Source organism: Flavobacterium salmonis (assembly GCF_903819435.1).
GTDB classification, from domain to species: Bacteria; Bacteroidota; Bacteroidia; order Flavobacteriales; family Flavobacteriaceae; genus Flavobacterium; species Flavobacterium chungangense.
On the sequence record NZ_CAIJDP010000058.1, the window covers coordinates 48,590 to 68,933 of the forward strand.

13 protein-coding genes are annotated in these 20,344 nt (G+C 35.5%); 7 read left to right on the forward strand and 6 right to left on the reverse strand.

Annotated features, from left to right (window positions below; all coding sequences use genetic code 11):
- Positions 1-249 precede the first annotated feature (249 nt).
- From FLACHUCJ7_RS04245 to FLACHUCJ7_RS04270, 6 genes are all read left to right on the forward strand, one after another.
- Positions 250-2,865 (forward strand): glycoside hydrolase family 3 C-terminal domain-containing protein, encoded by a 2,616-nt coding sequence (locus FLACHUCJ7_RS04245; RefSeq protein ID WP_180908020.1) that lies wholly within the window; start codon positions 250-252, stop codon positions 2,863-2,865.
- A gap of 133 nt (positions 2,866-2,998) precedes the next feature.
- Positions 2,999-3,325, forward strand: coding sequence for a DUF6660 family protein (locus FLACHUCJ7_RS04250; protein ID WP_317170869.1), 327 nt, complete (start codon positions 2,999-3,001; stop codon positions 3,323-3,325).
- Positions 3,326-3,427: 102 nt separating this feature from the next.
- Positions 3,428-7,744 carry a CusA/CzcA family heavy metal efflux RND transporter gene (locus FLACHUCJ7_RS04255; RefSeq protein WP_180908021.1) on the forward strand — a complete coding sequence of 1,439 codons (4,317 nt, stop codon included), beginning with the start codon at positions 3,428-3,430 and terminating at the stop codon, positions 7,742-7,744.
- A gap of 10 nt (positions 7,745-7,754) precedes the next feature.
- The gene (locus tag FLACHUCJ7_RS04260) at positions 7,755-8,948 is read left to right on the forward strand and encodes an efflux RND transporter periplasmic adaptor subunit (protein WP_180908022.1); all 1,194 of its coding nucleotides are present in this window, start codon (positions 7,755-7,757) and stop codon (positions 8,946-8,948) included.
- A gap of 11 nt (positions 8,949-8,959) precedes the next feature.
- A complete protein-coding gene (locus FLACHUCJ7_RS04265; RefSeq protein WP_180908023.1) occupies positions 8,960-10,981 on the forward strand; it encodes a heavy metal translocating P-type ATPase in 2,022 nt (673 codons plus the stop codon).
- A 254-nt stretch (positions 10,982-11,235) separates the two neighbouring features.
- On the forward strand, positions 11,236-11,445 hold the full coding sequence (locus FLACHUCJ7_RS04270; protein WP_078227569.1) for a hypothetical protein: 210 nt from the start codon (positions 11,236-11,238) through the stop codon (positions 11,443-11,445).
- A gap of 57 nt (positions 11,446-11,502) precedes the next feature.
- Here the strand turns inward: FLACHUCJ7_RS04270 and FLACHUCJ7_RS04275 are convergent, their stop codons facing one another.
- Complete coding sequence (locus FLACHUCJ7_RS04275; protein WP_078227568.1) at positions 11,503-12,864, reverse strand: pyridoxal-phosphate dependent enzyme; 1,362 nt, start codon at positions 12,862-12,864, stop codon at positions 11,503-11,505.
- A 39-nt stretch (positions 12,865-12,903) separates the two neighbouring features.
- Positions 12,904-14,871 carry a putative porin gene (locus tag FLACHUCJ7_RS04280; protein WP_180908024.1) on the reverse strand — a complete coding sequence of 656 codons (1,968 nt, stop codon included), beginning with the start codon at positions 14,869-14,871 and terminating at the stop codon, positions 12,904-12,906.
- A 174-nt stretch (positions 14,872-15,045) separates the two neighbouring features.
- Here FLACHUCJ7_RS04280 and FLACHUCJ7_RS04285 point away from each other — a divergent pair, with 174 nt between their 5' ends.
- Positions 15,046-15,714: a ribonuclease HII gene (locus FLACHUCJ7_RS04285; protein ID WP_180908025.1), complete on the forward strand. Its 669-nt coding sequence runs from the start codon at positions 15,046-15,048 to the stop codon at positions 15,712-15,714.
- A 46-nt stretch (positions 15,715-15,760) separates the two neighbouring features.
- On the opposite strand, the gene FLACHUCJ7_RS04290 is transcribed toward FLACHUCJ7_RS04285, so the two are convergent.
- The 4 genes from FLACHUCJ7_RS04290 to FLACHUCJ7_RS04300 form a co-directional block, all read right to left on the reverse strand.
- Complete coding sequence (locus tag FLACHUCJ7_RS04290) at positions 15,761-17,320, reverse strand: TonB-dependent receptor (RefSeq protein ID WP_230408786.1); 1,560 nt, start codon at positions 17,318-17,320, stop codon at positions 15,761-15,763.
- Complete coding sequence (locus FLACHUCJ7_RS25275; protein ID WP_230408787.1) at positions 17,209-18,135, reverse strand: TonB-dependent receptor; 927 nt, start codon at positions 18,133-18,135, stop codon at positions 17,209-17,211. The genes FLACHUCJ7_RS04290 and FLACHUCJ7_RS25275 overlap by 112 nt, the downstream gene beginning before the upstream one ends.
- Positions 18,136-18,203: 68 nt before the next feature.
- On the reverse strand, positions 18,204-18,785 hold the full coding sequence (locus tag FLACHUCJ7_RS04295) for a Crp/Fnr family transcriptional regulator (protein WP_180908026.1): 582 nt from the start codon (positions 18,783-18,785) through the stop codon (positions 18,204-18,206).
- Positions 18,786-19,341: 556 nt separating this feature from the next.
- Positions 19,342-20,193, reverse strand: coding sequence for a nuclear transport factor 2 family protein (locus tag FLACHUCJ7_RS04300; protein ID WP_180908027.1), 852 nt, complete (start codon positions 20,191-20,193; stop codon positions 19,342-19,344).
- Positions 20,194-20,344: the final 151 nt, after the last annotated feature.

The window sequence follows — 20,344 nt, forward strand, 5'->3', positions numbered from 1 at the left end:
TAAGATTCACCCTGTCAGTAGCCAAATACCACCGTTTAAATAGTAATTTGTACCTACTCAATATAGTAAACCAAATTTTTAAATTTTAACAATGAGCTTTATAACGTCCCTTAAATAGTAATTTATCCCAAGCCAAAAAATATAAACATCTAATTTTGCGAAAGAAAAGTAATTGATTGTTCAAAATTTCCGAAATTTATAAAATAATTACCCTACTAACTATAAACCAAATACTTTCAAGAGAATTCCATGAGAAAAATATACCATCTTGTGTTTGTACTAAGCTTTCTGGCAGTAAACACTTTCGCACAGGAAAACTTTGCGTTTAAAAATCCAAATTTACCAACTGATCAGCGTGTTAATGATCTTGTGTCGAGAATGTCAATTGATGAAAAAATAAGTCAGTTAATGGATTCTTCTCCCGCGATTGAACGTCTTGGTGTACCTGAATATAATTGGTGGAACGAATCGCTGCATGGGGTTGCCCGTGCCGGATATGCAACCGTTTTTCCACAATCTATTTCGATTGCATCCTCCTGGGACAGGCAATTAATTTTTGATGTAGCCAATGCTATTTCGGATGAGGCACGTGCCAAACATCACGAATATTTAAGAAGAGGACAGCACGGCATGTATCAGGGACTGACCTTCTGGTCTCCAAATGTCAATATTTTTCGTGATCCACGATGGGGACGTGGACATGAGACTTATGGCGAGGATCCTTATCTTACCGGCCAGTTAGGGCTTAAATATGTTACGGGCCTTCAGGGCACTAATGATAAATACTTTAAGGTAATTGCAACCGCTAAACATTATGCAGTTCATTCTGGTCCGGAACCTTCCCGTCACCAGTTTAATGCAGAAACAAGTGATATCGATTTATATGAAACTTACCTTCCTGCTTTTCGAACTTTAGTAAAAGAAGGACATGTATATTCAGTAATGGGCGCTTATAACCGTTTTAGAGGAGAATCAGCCAGTGCCAGTCCATTTTTATTCAATATACTGCGAAAGGATTGGGGATTTAAGGGTTATATTGTATCAGACTGCGGGGCAGTAACCGATATCTGGAAATACCATAAAATTAGCAGTGATGCTGCAACAGCCTCTGCCTTAGCTGTAAAACAAGGTTTGGATTTGGAGTGTGGAAGCTGTTATAAATCATTAAAAGAAGCTCTTGATCGCAAGTTACTAACCGAAGCTGATATTGACATTACCTTAAAACGTTTGTTTACAGCCCGGTTTAAATTAGGCATGTTTGATCCGGAGGAGATTGTACCTTACGCTCAAATTCCTTATTCGGTAAATAACAACTCAGCCCATGACTGGTTGGCTCGTGTCGCTTCTCAAAAAAGTATCGTTCTTTTAAAAAACCAAAATAATACACTTCCTCTTTCTAAAGATATCAAAACGGTTGCCGTAATAGGCCCAAATGCAAATGATGTACAGTCATTATGGGGCAATTATAGCGGTATTCCAAGCAATCCTGTTACCGTGTTAAAAGGAATTCAAAACAAATTAGAACCTCAGGCTAAGGTTTTATATGCAAAGGGAACCGATTTAGCGAAAGGAGTTCCCGAAATGAAAGTTATCCCTTCTGTTTATTTTCAAAATGAAAATGGGACACAAGGGCTGACAGCAGAATACTTTGACAATAAGGAATGGGAAGGAAAACCAATTTTTACCCGTATAGATGATAATATAGACTTTCACTGGGACATAAACTCTCCAGATACCCGCATGAAAATGGGCAACTACAGTGTGAGATGGACTGGTTATATTGTAGCACCAAAAACGGGAATTTACAATATTTCCGAATGGTCTAAACCTTTTATGACAGTGGAAATTGAAGGTGGAAAAAACACCGGTGGAAAAAACAACCACCACCCGCGCATCCGTTCACAGAAAATTCAATTAGAAGCCGGGAAAAAATATAAAATCGAGGTTAAGTACCAAAACTTCTATGGTGATGCCATCGCACAGCTTTTATGGTCTGAACCTGAAGAAAACATACTACAGGAAGCAATTCAGACTGCGAATCAGGCAGATGCTGTCGTATTGGTTTTGGGCTTAAACGAACGTCTGGAAGGCGAAGAAATGAAGGTTGAGGCAGAGGGTTTTGAGGGCGGAGACCGTACAAGTCTTAACTTACCGGCTAATCAGGAAGAGCTTATGAAAGCAATGATAGCAGCCGGAAAACCTGTAATTCTGGTTTTAATAAACGGAAGCGCACTTTCAATCAATTGGGCCAACGATAATGTGCCTGCAATTTTAACCGCAGGATATCCGGGACAGCAGGGCGGTAACGCAATTGCAGATGTGCTTTTTGGCGATTACAACCCGGCCGGAAGACTTCCGGTGACTTATTATAAATCGGTTGATCAGCTTCCTCCTTTTGAAAATTACGATATGAAAGGCCGTACGTATCGTTATTTTGATAAAAAAACGCTGTATCCTTTTGGATTTGGTTTAAGCTATACCAAATTCAAATACAGCAATCTGAAATTCCCAGCGAGCCCATCTTCTGAAAAAGATTTTGAAGTATCTGTTGATGTAACGAATATCGGTGAACGTGATGGAGATGAAGTTGTCGAATTGTATTTAAAAGATGAAAAAGCCTCTACACCACGCCCGATATTGCAACTGGAAGGTTTCGAACGCATCAGCCTGAAAAAAGGAGAATCAAAAACGGTTCGTTTTACAATAACTCCCCGACAGTTGTCCCTAATAGATAAAAAAGGCCAGCGTATTGTTGAACCGGGGTGGTTTACAATATCGGTAGGCGGAAAACAACCTGATGGTTCTGACGACACACAAAAAGGCCGATTTCAAATTACCGGAAAAACAGTTTTACTGGAAAAATAATTTTTAGATTATTTTTAATTTAATACACAAACTCTTTACATCTTTCGTAAGGGGTTTGTTTTTTTTATTTATTATTAATATTCACTCCAAATAATTTAGTAAGGATCAAAATAAAAATCCTATTTTTACAACCGTGAAACTTACAAATACTATATTATCAATTGTTATTCTAATACTTTCGTGTATGCCTTGTGCAGACATGGGGATAAATAGTTTCGCGCACACTAAATCAGAATTGGTTTCAAAACAAGACAATCATTCACACGAAAAAGAAAATGATTTGTGTTCACCGTTTTGTATCTGCAGCTGCTGTGGTTCACAAATGGCAAGTTATTCACGACCTATAGCAATAGATTTTCCAATACCTTTTAAAGATATAGAAACACAATTGCCAACTTACCAATCTATTTTCACTTCCAATTTCTACGGAAGTATCTGGCAGCCGCCTCAATTAGTATAATGATACCCGGGTAATTCCGATTCCGGGTTAGAAAGCTGTGCTTTGGCACGAACAATGGCAAATATTCTGTTTGCTTATTTCTAATGCATTATACATTTTCAAATGTTAGACAAGATTATACAATTCAGTATAAAGAATAAATTCGTTATACTGCTTTTTACCCTTGTGCTTTTGGCCTGGGGCAGTTATTCCATTAAGCAATTACCGCTTGATGCTTTACCTGATGTAACCAACAACCAGGTACAAATTATTACCACCGCTCCCACTCTTGCCAGTCAGGAAGTAGAGCAGTTGATTACCTATCCTTTAGAACAGGCTGTAAAAACCATTCCCAAAGTAATTGAACTGCGAAGTATTTCACGCTTTGGACTTTCTGTGGTAACGGTTGTATTTAAAGACGAGGCCGATATTTACTGGGCAAGAGAGCAAATCTTTCAAAGAATAAAAGCAGCTGAGGAAAATATTCCAAAATACGCAGGTACTCCTGAATTAGCCCCAATCACGACTGGTCTGGGTGAAATTTTCCAGTATGATGTCTATGCCAAAAAAGGCTATGAAAACAAATACGACGCCGTAAAACTGAGAACCATTCAGGACTGGATTATTATTCCGCAATTGCAGGGTGTCGAAGGTGTTGCCGAAGTAAGCAGCTGGGGAGGAAAACTAAAACAATACGAAATCGCAGTTGATCCTAATACATTAAACAGTCAGGGAGTTACGATTACAGAGATTTTTGAAGCTTTAGAAAAAAACAATCAAAACACCGGCGGGGCTTATATCGAAAAAGACGAATATGCTTACTTCATCCGCGGAGTCGGAATGGCTTCAGGAATTACTGATCTGCAAAATGTGGTAATCAAAAACCGAAACGGTGCTCCTGTTTTGGTTCGAGATGTTGCTACGGTTCGTGAAGGAGTTGCATTGCGTTACGGAGCCTCAACCAAAGACGGCAAAGGCGAAATTGTTTGTGGTTTAGTCTTAATGCTAAAAGGCGAAAACTCAAGCGCAGTTGTAGAAAGAGTCAAAGAAAGAATGGAGCAAATCAACAAATCCTTACCCGAAGGAGTTGTCGCAGAACCTTTTATTGACAGAGGAAAACTCGTCAATAATGCCATTGGAACGGTAACCAAAAACCTCGTTGAAGGAGCATTAATTGTAATATTCGTTCTGATAGTATTCCTCGGCAACCTGCGTGCCGGTTTAATCGTTGCTTCGGTGATTCCCCTATCGATGCTTTTTGCAGTCATACTGATGAATTACTTTGGCGTAAGCGGAAACCTAATGAGTTTGGGAGCAATTGATTTCGGAATTATAGTCGATGGTGCTGTAATTATTGTAGAAGCCACGATGCATCATCTGGCAAACATCAAAAGGAAAAAGGAACTCACTCAGGAAGAAATGGACAACGAAGTTTATTTGTCAGCCTCTAAAATTAGAAACAGTGCTGCCTTTGGCGAAATCATTATCCTGATTGTGTATCTGCCCATATTAGCGTTAATAGGAACAGAAGGAAAAATGTTCAAACCTATGGCAATGACCGTTGGATTTGCAGTTATTGGAGCTTTCATACTCTCATTAACTTATGTGCCCATGATGACTTCTTTATTCTTATCAAAAAAGACGGACCATAAAACCAATTTCAGTGACCGAATGATGGCGTGGTTTGAGAGTAAATACACTCCGCTGCTGAATAAAGCTTTACATTTTAAAAAAGCGGTTCTTTTGGTTTCTGTTGGTTTATTTGCCTTCGCCTTTATTACTTTCCAAAATATGGGAGGCGAATTTATCCCAACCATTGAAGAAGGTGATTTAGCCATCAATACTACAATTATGACAGGAAGTTCTTTGAGCCAAATGGTAGAAACGACTACGAAATACGAAAAGATTTTAAAAGCTAAATTTCCTGAAATCAAAACTATTGTGGCAAAAATCGGCAGCGGCGAAATTCCGACCGACCCAATGCCTATAGAAAGTGGCGATTTAATTATAGTACTGAAAGATAAAAGTGAATGGGTTTCAGCCGATAATTGGGAAGAATTGGCCAATTTGATGAAAGAGGAAATGGAAGCGATTCCCGGAGCCAATATCGAAATTTCCCAGCCTATCCAAATGCGTTTTAACGAATTGATGACAGGAAGTCGAAGCGATATTGCCATCAAGATTTTTGGTGATGATCTGGAAGTTTTAGACAACAAAGCCAAAGAACTTATTGGAAAAATCAGTTCCATTGAAGGGATTGGTGATCTGAAAGCCGATAAAGTTACGGGATTACCTCAAATCACAGTCAAATATGACTATCACAAAATTGCTCTGTACGGATTGAATATTAGTGACATCAATCAAATTATCCGCTCTTCGTTTGCGGGAGAAAGTGCAGGAAAAATTTATGAGCAAAGCAGGCGTTTTGATATAGTGGTACGACTGAATAAAGACAATCGGGCAGATATTTCAGATGTGAGCAATTTGTTTATTCCGTTGCCAAATGGACAGCAGATTCCGCTTTCGCAGGTAGCAACCATCACTTACGAGCAAGGTCCCGTTCAGGTCGCCCGTGAAGATGGAAAACGAAGAATTACTGTAGGTTTAAATGTCCGGGGACGCGATATCAAAAGCGTGGTAGAAGAAATTCAGGAGAAACTGAAAACCAACTTCAAGCTTCCAGCGGGTTACTACGTTACCTATGGCGGACAATTTGAAAACCTGATTGAAGCCAATAAAAGACTTTCAGTCGCACTTCCTATCGCTTTGGGTTTGATTATGGTTCTGCTTTATTTCACCTTTAACAGTATCAAACAATCTTTATTGATATTTACTGCCATTCCACTTTCTGCGATTGGAGGTGTCTTTGCACTTTGGTTACGCGGAATGCCGTTTAGTATTTCTGCGGGAATTGGTTTTATTGCTTTGTTTGGTATTGCCGTTTTAAACGGAATTGTGCTTATTTCCTATTTCAATCAGCTCAAAACTGAAGGCATTACTGACCCGCTTCAACGCGTTTTAATTGGAACCAAAACAAGATTACGTCCCGTTTTAATGACAGCTGCCGTAGCATCTTTAGGATTTATGCCAATGGCGTTATCAACGAGTGGTGGTGCAGAAGTACAAAAACCTCTGGCAACTGTGGTTATCGGCGGATTATTTTCAGCAACATTGCTTACGCTCATTGTATTGCCAATACTTTATTTATTATTCGAACGTGGAATTAAAAGAAAAAACACAATGAATACTTCAATAATTACAACAATCTTTTTGCTGATAAGCACCTTTTCTTTTGCCCAAAATACCCAAACGGTAACTTTGGAACAGGCTCTTGAATTAGCAAAAAAAAATAATGCGACACTGAAAATAGCCGATAAAGAAATCGAAAAACAAAACGCCCTGAAAAAAACTGCTTTTCAGCCGGATCCTTTGCAGATTCAATATCAGGGAGGGCAGTTCAACAGTGCTGATTACGATCATAATGTGTCGGTACAGCAATATTTCCCAATTGGTAAAATAACGAAAGCCAACCGACAATTACAGGAAGAACTGGCAGCATTGGCCGAAAAGCGCAAAGCGATCTCTGAATATGAAATTGAAAAAGCGGTAACTTTAGCTTATTATCAATATTTGTACGGTGTAGAACTACAAAAGTTGAATAACGAGCTGAATTCGATTTATACCAAGTTCCTCAAAAATGCCGAATTACGTTTCAAAACCGGAGAAAGCGGCAATATTGAAGTCATAAGTGCCAAAGCCAAAGTAAAGGAAATTGAAACGATCAAAGCTCAGATTGAATACGATTTAGCTATTTATCAAAAGCAGCTGCAATATTTTGTGCAAAGCGATGCTATCGTCATTCCTGAAACAACCGCTACTTTACAATATAAAAATACGCTTGATGTAAGTTCATCTAAAGCAGAAGGTTTGGTAAACGATTATTATACACAACAAATTTTAGTTAATCAAAAAGAAACCAGTGTTTTTAAAGCACAGCGAACGCCTAAATTAGGATTGGGTTATTTTGCCCAAACGATTGACACTAAATCCTTATTTCAGGGATTTACGGCAGGTTTGCAGATTCCGCTTTTTGGAGGCGTAAATTCGGCTAAAGCCAAAGCATCCGAAATCAGTGTTTCGCAATCACAACTACTGCTTGACAAGAATAAATTAGCCATAAAACTGAAAAAAGAAGAACTGCAGAATGAATTTGACAAACAGCAAAAAGCATTACAGTATTATCAAAACGAAGGGTTGGAATATGCGGACCAAATTATCAATACGGCTCAAAAAAGCTATGCCAATGGTGATATGAGCTATTGGTCGTACATCAGTTTTTTGAATCAGGCTATTGACATCAAAAAGCAAAATGCCGAAGCGGTTAATTTATACAATCAAAGTGCCATTCAGCTGCAGTTTCCATCCATTCCTTACAATTAATTTATACAAGATGAAAAATATAATAGTCAATAAAATACTTCTACTTTCCATTTTCCTTTTTATTTCCTGTGGAGAAAAGAAAACCGAAAAAGAACATGCCGAAGAAAAATCAGAAACCGAAGTAGCATTAACCGAAAAACAAGCCAAAACTATCGGAATTGAAACGGGTAGTATTGAAATGAAAAACCTCAACACCATAATCAAAGCTAACGGTTACACAGCTGTACCACCCCAAAACAGAGCTGATGTTTCGACACTAATTGGCGGAGTTGTAAAAGATATTTTTGTTTTGGAAGGAACATTTGTAGCAAAAGGTAAAACATTGGCAACCATCCAAAATCTGGAAGTTTCTGAAATGCAGGAAGAATATCAGTCGGCAGTGGCGAATATTGAATATCTGGAGCAGGAATTTAAGCGTCAGAAAACATTAAGTGAAGAGAATGTAAATCCGAGAAAAACATTTCAGGAAGTAAAATCAAAACTCGCTTCTGAAAGAGCCAAAGCACAGGCAGCCAAAAACAAATTACAGGCACTCAATGTAAATCCTAAAGGCAGTACTTCCTTAGTCCCTATAGTCTCTCCAATTAGTGGTTATGTGGGTAATATCAATATTACCAAAGGTGCATTTGCAGAAACTGGCGTAACTTTGTTTGAAGTAGTTGACAATAGTCAGATGCACCTCGACCTGAATGTATTTGAAAAGGATTTAGGTAAAATTTCGATAGGACAGGAAGTCGATTTTATACTGACCAATCAATCGAATAAAGCGATTAAAGGGAAAATATTTGGTATCAATAAATCGTTTTCCAATGAAAGTAAAACCGTTGCCGTTCACGCCAGAATAAATCCGGGCAATACCAAAGATTTAATCTCAGGAATGTATGTTGCTGCAAATATCAACATTTCGAATCAGACGGTTCCGGCATTGCCAAAAGACGCTATTGTAAAAAACGGAGAAAAGTATTTTATTTACATTGAAGAATCTGGTAAAGAAGAAGTTGTAAAAAATGAAGAACACCGAAAAGAAGGAGAAAACCATAAAGAAATTCACTTTAAAGCAGTTGAAGTCTCAGTAGGAACAACCGATTTGGGATATACCGAAGTGAAGTTAATTGAAGAAATTCCTTCGGATGCCAAAATTGTGATTAAAGGTGCTTATTATCTTTTATCACAATCAAAAGGTGGCGGAGAACACGAACATTAAAACATTTAAATATGGAACACAAACACCAACATAATGCAGAGGCTAAAGAGTCTTGTTGTACCATAGAACAAAAAATCCATATCCAAACGGATACCCATGATTGCGGTTGTTCTTCCAAAAAACAAAAGCATACAGATCATGAGGGACATGACCATAGCCATAATGCAAATGAAAGCGTCTTCAAAATGTTTCTGCCTTCAGTCATTTCTTTGGTATTGTTGTTAATTGCTATAGTTTTAGACAATTACTTTACACCAATTTGGTTTAGAGACTGGATACGAATAGTCTGGTATGTTGTCGCTTATATTCCTGTCGGCTTTCCTGTTATCAAAGAATCTATTGAAAGTATTAGGTATAAAGATCTTTTTTCTGAATTCCTGTTGATGGTTATTGCTACTGTTGGGGCATTTGCCATTGGTGAATATCCCGAAGCGGTAGCTGTTATGCTTTTTTATTCTGTTGGAGAAGTTTTTCAGGCTTTGGCGGTAAAAAAAGCAAAAAAGAATATTAAATCTTTATTGGACCAACGACCAGATGAAGTTACTATTTTAGTCGGTTCTGAACCTAAAATCATCAAAGCCGAAGATGCCAAAATTGGTGATGTCATTCAGTTAAAGGCAGGTGAAAAATTAGGTTTGGACGGAGAATTAATCTCTGAAACTGCTTCGTTCAACACTGCTGCTTTAACAGGAGAAAGCAAACCTGATACAAAATCTAAAGGAGAAATTGTTTTAGCCGGAATGATCAACCTTAATAAAGTTTCACAGGTAAAAGTGACCACAGCGTATAACGACAGTAAACTTTCTAAAATTTTAGAATTAGTACAAAACGCCACAGCGCAAAAAGCACCTACTGAATTATTCATCCGGAAGTTTGCTAAAATCTATACTCCTATTGTGGTTTTACTGGCAGTGCTGATTACGTTTCTTCCTTATTTGTTCATAGCTGATTATGTTTTTTCAGATTGGCTTTACCGAGCCTTAGTATTTTTGGTTATCTCTTGCCCTTGTGCATTGGTAATCTCTATTCCGTTAGGCTATTTTGGCGGAATTGGAGCAGCGAGTAAAAACGGTATTCTGTTCAAAGGAAGTAATTTTCTTGATGCAATTGCCACCATTCAGAATGTTGTGATGGACAAAACAGGAACCATGACCGAAGGCGTTTTTAAAGTACAGGAAGTTGCTTTTGACTCACAATTCGATGAAAAGGAAATGCTGCAAATGGTAAACACTTTGGAAAGTCAAAGCACACATCCCGTTGCGACTGCGATACATGAATATGTGGGTAAAATTGACACTTCTATTAAACTCGAAAAAGTGGAAGAAATCCCAGGGCAAGGACTAAAAGCAGTCATTGATGGAAAAAGCTTATTGGTTGGCAACTTTAAGTTGATGGATGCCTTCTCCATTCCTTATGATGTTGACCCCAATTCGATAGTGTATACACTGATTGCGGTTGCCTACGACAAAAAGTTTGTCGGTTATCTGACCATTGCCGACAGCATTAAAGAAGATGCGCAGATAACCATCGATAAATTAAAAGCACTGAATGTAAAAACCACTATGTTAAGCGGTGATAAAAACACAGTCGTACAATTTGTAGCTCAAAAACTGGGAATTGCAAATGCTTTTGGCGACTTATTGCCAGAAGATAAAGTCAATAAAGTCAAAGAAATAAAGGCTAAAAAGGAAACTGTTGCCTTTGTTGGCGATGGTGTAAATGATGCCCCCGTTGTGGCACTCAGTAATATTGGTATTGCCATGGGCGGGCTAGGAAGCGATGCCACCATTGAAACTGCCGATGTGGTAATTCAGGATGACAAACCTAGTAAAATAGCGATGGCGATTGATATTGGAAAACAGACAAAAAAAATAGTCTGGCAAAACATCACACTGGCTTTCGTCGTAAAAGCAGGAGTTTTGATTCTGGGAGCCGGAGGTTTGGCAACCATGTGGGAAGCTGTTTTTGCTGATGTTGGAGTAGCCTTGTTAGCTATTTTGAATGCTGTCAGGATTCAACGAATGAAGTTTTAATTTCTATTTCGTTATTTTTTTAAACCCTTACAAGTCTTGACTTTTAAGGGTTTTGTTTTTAGCATCCCCCGGAAACAAACAAACAAACAAACAAACAAACAAACACTGTTTAGTCAGTTCCTAATAATTATATAACAGAAGATTTAAATTTTATAAAAGGAATAAAGAGAATCGTTTTTAAATTTATACTATCCTTAAAAAAGGAAACTGCAAACTCTAAAAAATCAACTGAATAATCTTTAAAATACAAAATCATGACCGAGAAAAATTATGATCCGGACAACGAAAACTGTCCTGAAAAAGACATGGTAGAAAATATTCGGAATTTAAAAATTAATTCTGAAAAGAATAAAAATGCCCAGACTGCTGAAGAATTTATAAACGACAGTCCAAATCGGACTACGGGTAAAAACAGGCTGAATACTTATAATTCAGATTATAATGAGGAAAAAATCAATAGATAAAACAAAAGGCATGCATTTTTTAAAATGCATGCCTTTTGTTTTTTTTTAGACGGGCTATTATTTTATAGAACCAATAATATCATATTTGGTAATAATATGATAATTACCGTTTTTTAAATCTACTAAAACAGCATCATTTTCTTTGGTAAATAACTTTGAAACCTCTTCGATCGGAGTTCCTAATTTTACAATCGGAAATGGTTTTCCCATTACTTCCTTGATTGGTTTTTCGGCTACATTTTTATCGGCTACATAACTTCTAAACAAATCCGTTTCATCCACTGAACCTACAAAACCATTAATATCTACAACAGGAATCTGCGAAATTTTGTACTTACGCATACGCTCAATAGCATGCGAAACCAATTCTTCGGTACGAACTACGATCAGTTCTTTATCAATATGATCCTTGATAACGTCTTCTGCTTTTGTAATATTTTCATCCAGAAAACCGCGTTCACGCATCCAGTCATCATTAAACATTTTACCCACATACCGGCTTCCTGAATCATGAAATAATACTACGACAACATCATCAGGTTTAAAATGTTCTTTTAGCTGCAGCAATCCTTTTATACAAGCTCCGGCAGAGTTTCCAACAAAAATAGCTTCCTCCATAGCAATTTTTCTGGTATAAACAGCCGCATCTTTATCAGTAACTTTTGTAAATCCGTCAATGAGTGAAAAGTCAACATTTTTAGGCAAAATATCTTCTCCAATTCCCTCAGTGATGTACGAATAGATTTCGTTTTCATCAAAAATTCCGGTTTCATGATATTTTTTAAAAACAGAACCGTACGTATCGATTCCCCAAATCTTAATATTGGGGTTTTTCTCTTTTAAATATTTTCCAACTCCTGAAATAGTGCCACCTGTCCCTACTCCAACAACAAAATGCGTTATTTTACCATCTGTCTGTTTCCAGATTTCGGGCCCGGTTTGCTCGTAATGTGCCAGAGAATTCGATAAATTATCATACTGGTTTACATACCATGAATTAGGCGTTTCTTCAGCAAGACGTTTTGAAACCGAATAATACGATCTCGGATCAGTTGGCTCCACATCGGTAGGACAAACGACTACTTTGGCACCTACGGCACGCAAAATATCCATTTTTTCTTTAGATTGTTTATCTGAAATTACACAAATCAATTTATATCCTTTGATAATAGCTACAAGTGCCAGTCCCATCCCTGTATTTCCGGAAGTCCCTTCAATTATAGTTCCGCCTGGTTTTAAGCGCCCATCTGCCTCAGCGTCTTCCACCATTTTCACTGCCATTCTGTCTTTAACAGAATTCCCGGGATTAAAAGTTTCGACTTTTGCCAATACCAAGGCATCAATTTCAGCAACGACTTTATTTAGTTTTACTAAAGGTGTGTTGCCAATGGTTTCTAAAATAGTATTTGAAAAGTCCATTCTATCTGTGTTTAATTTTATTTTAATCGAAATTTTGTTTTATTGGAAGAAATTCCAGACCAATCCAAATCGGATAGTAAAATCACGATATGGATTATTTGGAGCTGCATAATAATTGTTGCCTGAAAAAGAAGAATTAAAATGTTCTGCTTTTAAATAAATTCGGGTTTGACGGATTCTTCCATTCAGGAAAAAATCAAAAGTTGGATAGCCACCAATCTCTTTGGTATTCTGAACAAAAAACTCCCCTATTACAGGATTATAATCGTTTGCGTAATATTTTGTAAAATAATTAAAAATAATCCCGGTCTGGATATACAGTGCTTTTTTAAAGAAATAGGTAGAATAATATAATGTATTTCTGGTTACAAAATCCGGAACATTTAAAATAGCCTCAGACTGATCTACTTTTTGGTATAAAAATGTATTATCTAAGCCAAATTTTCCAAATTTAAACTCTCTGTTTGCTTTAATAGATATGTAATTAATTGCATTTCCATATTGTGCCGGATTTATAATTTGGGTCCTATTTTCTGTCTGTTCAGGTGTTGAAACATCTTCAAAATATAAGTGATTGTTTAATACAGAATACTGAACCTCCCCATTAAGCCATGGTGTATAAATTTTTCCGCTAAACGAATTGATTTTTTCATTTTTAAAAGGATCACCCCAATTATACTGTATATAACTGCTTTGATACAGTTCATAATTATTATTTGGCAGTTTGCTTATGTTTTGGTAGCGAAAATCGAATTGGATTTTCTCGTTTAAATTATATCTCAGCTTGGCATCTAAATCTGAAATTGTCTCTTTTGTAATGGATCTTGTAAGTAAAAATCTTCCGTTCCATTTATTTTTTTGGTATTCGTATTGCGCACCAACATTATTAATTTCTCTATATAAATTATCATTAACAGCAACATTGCCGTCATTATCAAGAATGATACGGTAATATTTATAATTTGAACGGTAATCATCAATAAAGAAATTAAATTTTCCAAGAAGTGAATTCTCATACGCTACTCCTACTTTGTTATACAATTTTTCAAAACGGGTCTGGTCTTTAAGATTACTGGTAACATAAGATTCTCCAAACCTTTGAACAACTGTATTTCCTACGGTTGACAAAACTGTAGGCTGTTTGTATTCAAAAAATTTATTTTCGTAATTAAACTGATGTGTTACATACAAATTATTATTAGCCTGTTTAGGATTTATTCTGAAAGCGTGGTCAAAAAAAAGTCTTTTCCCTTTCAGGAAAGATTCGGCATCTGTCAGATAAACTTCCAGTCGCTGACGATTCGAGAAATTTGGATCTCCGCTTTCAAAATCTTCCGGGGTTGTAATTCCTCCATTTTCTTCATTTAAAACATCCTGATATGCATAATGGAGATATAAAATGTAACGTTTATCGGTAGTATTATAACTGGCTCCAATTCTAAAATTTCCAATACTGGTTAACTGATTGATATATTTTCCTTCTGAACGTAAACCTCTGTATCCGATAAAAAAGTTAAGGTTTTTCGATGTATTTAAAGTAATAAACGAATCGACATTTTGACCTTTTCCAACAGATGTATTAAAGAATAACTCGGTCAATGGTGTTGCAACGTGATAATAGTGAATCTCGCTGGCATCCATAAAATTAAAATGTTTTCCCCGAAAACCAATATCCGGATAGGGAGAAAAATCAGTCAGGCTATATTGTAAGGTATTGTAAGTTTGGCCAATATTTGAGAAAGGCAAAAGGCCAAAATTATCTCTTCTAAGATAATTTTGTTTATAAGCACTTTTTAATGTTAACGAAGTATCTACAATAGTTGTATCGTGCTCTATAGTAACAATTTGATATTGCTCAATTTTGGCTATAAGGGCTTTTTTCTTTTTTACAGTATCCGTAATACTAGAATATTGCGAATTCATATCTAAACTCTTTTTGGGAGCTCCACCCTGAGAAAATAATAAAGAGGGCAGAACTAATAGATATAGAAAAAAAAGTATTCTCATTTGATGGTGTTATGTATGGGTAATGATTTCAATAAAATTACTAAAGCAAAGGTAAATTATAAATATATATAAATAAATAAACACATCAATTTATACGATTGCTTTAGCAAATAGAATAAGAACGTATATTTTTACAGAAAATTTTATAATATTTGTCTTTTAAAATTCAAAAAAATGCTTCAGAAAAATTTTTCAGGATATGTCTTCGAAACCGGGACTGATGAAGCCGGAAGAGGTTGTCTGGCGGGACCGGTTACTGCTGCAGCTGTTATTTTACCTGCTGATTTTGAGCACTCTTTTTTAAATGACAGTAAACAATTATCTGAAAAAATAAGAGAATCTTTAAAACCCATTATCGAAGAAAACGCCGTATGCTTTGCTGTAACACATTTACATCCGGATGAGATTGACGAAATAAATATCCTGAATGCTTCGATGAAAGGAATGCAGGAATGTATTTTAAAATTAAAGCAGATCCCGGAGTTTATTATTGTTGACGGTAACCGCTCGCTAAATGCAAAATTAGGTCTGAAAAATACATTTGGAAAACAATTTTCAGCAACAGAAATCGATTTGCTAAAATCAATTCCTAATCAAAGCATTATAAAAGGAGATTCGAAATTTTTGAGCATCGCCGCAGCTTCTGTACTGGCAAAAACGTACCGGGATGAATTCATGAACGAAATCCATAAAGAATTCCCGATGTACAACTGGAAACAAAACAAAGGCTATCCGACCAAAGAACATCGCGAAGCCATAAGAAAATATGGTACTACAAAATACCACCGAATGAGTTTCAGACTCTTACCGGAACAATTAGAATTGGATTTTTTTGAACAATAAAAAAGGCTTATCACAATTGACAAGCCCATTACAAAAAAATTATCGGTTAAAACTGAAATTTATATCCAAAATCAGGTGAAAAACCAATTTGATCTTTTTGATTCACAGTGTTTGTAAGCCGATTGTATTGTTTGGTAAAAACGTTAGTATTATTAGTAACATTTTGAAAATCAATATAAAATTGATGAAACCTTTTTTTGTTTTTACTATTTAACTTAATTCCAAACTTCACATCCCATCTCAGGTATGGATCATATTGCCGGCTAAATGCATTTGCATCATGCCTGATTTCGTATCCAGCCGCATTTGAAGCTGCCAAATTAACCGGTGTATAATAACGACCTCCCGCTGTTGTAAACTTAGTATCAATCGAAAATACATTATTCTGATCTTTTCCTATTTTAAATTCTTTTCCTCCCAAAAGATTAATGACATAACCATTATTAAAAGGTGAGTTTCGTTCTATCCCATCGCTTCCTTTATATTTACTCTCAAAAACTGAAGTGGTGAACAAACCATAAAATCCCTGACTGAAAAATTTCTCTAAAGTGAATTCAATCCCCTGATTATGGCCTTTCCCGTTACTTATCAAAGAGGTCTTATCAATTGAATAGCCAAAATCTGCACCTTCTGTTAATGACGAATAACTACTTGAAGAAGATTCAACCGCTGCTTTATCAATTTGCTGATAGTACAACTCAACTTTCCCTCTCCATTTATTGGCCAATTTAACATCATAGCCCAAAACATAATGCTCGCTCTTAACCAAATCTAAATTTTTGTTGGTCTGGACTCTGTCTCCATTTATATTTTCACTTAAAAATAAAATTGGAACAGGGACACTTTGATGATGTAATCCGTAACCAAAACTTATTGTATTTTTAGGATTTACAGCATATGATAAGGCACTTCTTGTTTCAAAAACAAATTGCTCATTAATTGAAAAATATTGGGCATGAATACCTCCGTTAAAAGTTAATTTTTCCATTAATCGAAATTGCCCCTGTGCAAATGGCTGTACGATATTAAAATTCCCATCATTACGAATCAACTGAACCAAATCAGGATAACCATCACCATCATTGTCCTGTCGTCTGTCCCTGGTTGCCAAATCTGCATTAAGCGTATAATTTTCAAATAATAAACCCGCCCGGATTGTTATCTTTTTATTTAGTTTTGAATTGAAAAGAGTAGAAAAAGTGATTCTGCTTTCAGAATTGTCTATGTCCGAAAATCTTAATTTATTTTCTGATGGTGTATCGTAATTATAATAGCGGTCATTTTTATAAGTATTCCCGGAATTTGCAAATCCAATAATTGTTTTTAACGATAAATTGCTTCCAATATCTAAATTATGTTTTAATCCTATTGATCCAAATGAAGAAGTTACGAAACCATCTTCGTCCTGAGCTGCAAAAGGATCTTCTTTATTAATATTTTCTCCTAAAAAATCAATTTTTGAAGTACCATATATCCCAAAAAGAGAAAAATTTCCTAATTTACTTTTTCCAAAAGCCACATTAAAACTAATATCGCTGTAATTAGGCTGAGCAGTGGTTCCGGCCAATCCCAGAATCCCAACAAAACCATATCTTGCAGCTGCCACGAACGAACCTCCTTTTTTACCCAGCGGCCTTCTGCCATAAATTCTAATCCGGGATATGCGCCTGCACTTATCATGTATTCATATTCATCAGGATTTCCTTTTCTGAAACCTAAATCAAAAACTCCGGCAATTGCATTACCGTATTCAGCAGGAAAAGCAGAAGTCATAAAATCAGAATTCGCCAGAAGGTTCGGATTTAATGCTGAAACAGGTCCACCTGTAGTTCCTAAAGTTGCGAAGTGATTTGGATTTGGAACTGGCATTCCTTCAATACGCCACAACATTCCGGAAGGAGAGTTTCCACGCACAACGATATCATTTCGGCTATCATCACCTGTTGAAACTCCTGCGAAATTTGAAACCAGACGCGCAACGTCACTTCTCCCGCCTGAAAACCTTGTAACTTCTTCGGGACTAAACTGTTTTGTAGAAACTATAGCCATTTTATTTATAGCTCTAGCTTTATTGGATCCGGAAGTAACTACAATTTCATCTAATGTATTGAATTGTTCCATCATTGAAATAGTCAGCATATTCTCTTTTCCTGTAGTAATATCAAGATCAGAAACTGATGTACTTTCATAACCTGTTAAACTTATCGAAATGCTTTGCCTACCCAGCGGAATTCCGAATAACTTAAAATTTCCTTCTTCATCAGATGTGGTTTGATTTTCATCATTTCCGATGAGCGTAATAACCGCCCCAGAAATTGGTTTTTCAGATTGTTTATCAATTATTTTTCCTTTGACAACTCCTGTCTGGGCAAAAGAAGTTAAACCAAGATGGCTTAAAATAATCAAAAATATTTTTTTCATTTTTTACTTTACTTTATAGTTATTAAAGCAAATGTAAAAAGAGGGTTTTTCTTAAAAATTGACTCAGGTTAAGATTTATTATTTAAAGTTAGACGCGTTCTTATTCTGCTTAAACTCTCCGGTTTTACCCCTAAATAACTTGCAATATATTTGAGAGAAACTCTTTCGACAACCTTTGGGTAGTTTTTTATAAATCTAAGATATCTATCTTCATGAGACAATAATGACATGAACTTATTTCTTCCTGTTAAACCCTGAATGGTTCGCTGCATCATAATCCTTAAAAAATTATTAAAAACCGGATACTCAGAAACTAATTTATCAAAATCATTTTTATAAGCTAAATAAAAGCGGCAATCTTCCAAAGCTTCAATATTCATCATGGAAGGTTTTTCATATAAGAAACTTTCAAAATCAGAATACCATTCGTTTTCAAAGAAAAAATTTACTGTTGATTCTGTTCCATCAACCGAATAATAACAACGAATACATCCCTCTTCTACAAAAAAACCAAAATTGCAAAAATCTCCCTCAAACAAAAGATGCTCATTTTTTTTGATTGTTTTAGGCTTTAGTATACTTTTAAAAGCAAGACTCTCTTTTTCATTAAATTCCATGAATCCGGATAAATCGGTAATTACGCTTTGCATAAATTTGTGGTTTAGAAATAATGTAGTTTCAGTTCTAAAAAAGATTACGTTAAAACACTATTAAAGAGAATTTATCAAAATAGTTATATCGAAAATTTAGCATCTGCATACTTTAATTTACGAGTTGCTTTATTATTTAATTAGCTTATTTTCTCGATTTGGTTTTATGAATTAACCGCTATTGATTTTTGTAATATTACGCTTTTTCTTACAGATTATTCTTTTATTTTATGGATTAGCTATAAAAAATCCATTATAGAAGGGTCGTATTCTTATAGTTTTTGAATGATTAGCTATTATTACAAAAATATACTTACTGAAAATATTAAAAATCACTATAAATAATGATTTAACTGAGTTTAAAAAAAAAGGAGGATTCTAAAAATTCATGATTGTCTTTATTTCTAAATGATAAAAAGAGGATCTATTACAAAAGAGTTACCCAACTTTTATTAAAAAAGTTGCTTAATCTTACTTTTACATCCCTAAGTACTTTAAATCTGAAACAATACCTGCCTCATCAAAAAAAATCTAATTCATTGGTAAAACTATATTGTTACTTTCTGCTTTTCAAAAATTCTGCAAATTGTTTCGTATCAAAATAAAATGGCCTAATAGCAGTAATTTTTCCGTTTTTTAAATCAAAATGTTCCGAGACTGGCATCGAAAGTGTTTTGCCTGACTTTTTTGATTTACAATTTATGGTAAAATAAATAATAACTTCCTTTTTGGAAGCATCACTAAAATAAACAGGTTCTTTTTCTATCTGAAAATCAAAGAACTCGGCTGATTTTGCAAACATTTTGGTCCATTCATTAAAGCCTTTATAAGTTCCTCCATAAGGCAAACCTTCTGCCTGATTATAAACTGCGTCTTCTTCTATTATGGCTGCTATTGTAATAAAATCCTTTGTTTTAAAAAGAGATTCAAAATATTGTGCTACCACTTTAAAATTATCAGCTTCAAGATTTTTCAAAACATCAGCCTCAGACAAAGCTGCATCCATATCCCAAAAACTGATAATTTTACTCACCTGTCCTTTTCCGTTTAATCTGGCAAACTCACGACCGGCCATTATCAGCTTATTTTTAGAATCCTGAATCTTCCAGTCCCAGGTCACATAATTGTCTTTTACCGTTTTTGCCCCGGAAGTTAGTACAGCATCCGGATTTTTTTTATAAAACTCATTGATGACATTATTAAATGCAGCTATACCTTTTATAGAAGCAGAAGGATCTTCGAAAGTGCTGTCCTCGAGCCAAATCGTTTTTATTAATTTTAATCTGGCGTCATTATTGCGTTCCTGCCACGCTTTTTCATAAATCGTAACCGGATATAATTTTTCCTTCTTTTGAGCCAGAAGACCATTACATATAAAAAGAATACAGATGAAGTAAATTTTTCTCATAAGTCAGACAAATTTGATTAATAAATCTTACAATAAAGTATTTACTCAAATTTAGCATAAATACAGAAAAGAATTACAATACTTTCATAATTTGTTATTTATTCAAAATCCTACAAGGTTGAAAAAACCTTACAGGAACATTAACTGATAT

Bases quoted from the DNA above. Each gene is read 5' to 3' on its own strand.
- FLACHUCJ7_RS04245 (WP_180908020.1), top strand. From the start codon at position 250: ATGAGAAAAATATACCATCTTGTGTTTGTACTAAGCTTTCTGGCAGTA.
- FLACHUCJ7_RS04255 (WP_180908021.1), top strand. From the start codon at position 3,428: ATGTTAGACAAGATTATACAATTCAGTATAAAGAATAAATTCGTTATA.
- FLACHUCJ7_RS04260 (WP_180908022.1), top strand. From the start codon at position 7,755: ATGAAAAATATAATAGTCAATAAAATACTTCTACTTTCCATTTTCCTT.
- FLACHUCJ7_RS04265 (WP_180908023.1), top strand. From the start codon at position 8,960: ATGGAACACAAACACCAACATAATGCAGAGGCTAAAGAGTCTTGTTGT.
- FLACHUCJ7_RS04270 (WP_078227569.1), top strand. From the start codon at position 11,236: ATGACCGAGAAAAATTATGATCCGGACAACGAAAACTGTCCTGAAAAA.
- FLACHUCJ7_RS04275 (WP_078227568.1), bottom strand. From the start codon at position 12,864: ATGGACTTTTCAAATACTATTTTAGAAACCATTGGCAACACACCTTTA.
- FLACHUCJ7_RS04280 (WP_180908024.1), bottom strand. From the start codon at position 14,871: ATGAGAATACTTTTTTTTCTATATCTATTAGTTCTGCCCTCTTTATTA.
- FLACHUCJ7_RS04285 (WP_180908025.1), top strand. From the start codon at position 15,046: ATGCTTCAGAAAAATTTTTCAGGATATGTCTTCGAAACCGGGACTGAT.
- FLACHUCJ7_RS25275 (WP_230408787.1), bottom strand. From the start codon at position 18,135: ATGAAAAAAATATTTTTGATTATTTTAAGCCATCTTGGTTTAACTTCT.
- FLACHUCJ7_RS04295 (WP_180908026.1), bottom strand. From the start codon at position 18,785: ATGCAAAGCGTAATTACCGATTTATCCGGATTCATGGAATTTAATGAA.
- FLACHUCJ7_RS04300 (WP_180908027.1), bottom strand. From the start codon at position 20,193: ATGAGAAAAATTTACTTCATCTGTATTCTTTTTATATGTAATGGTCTT.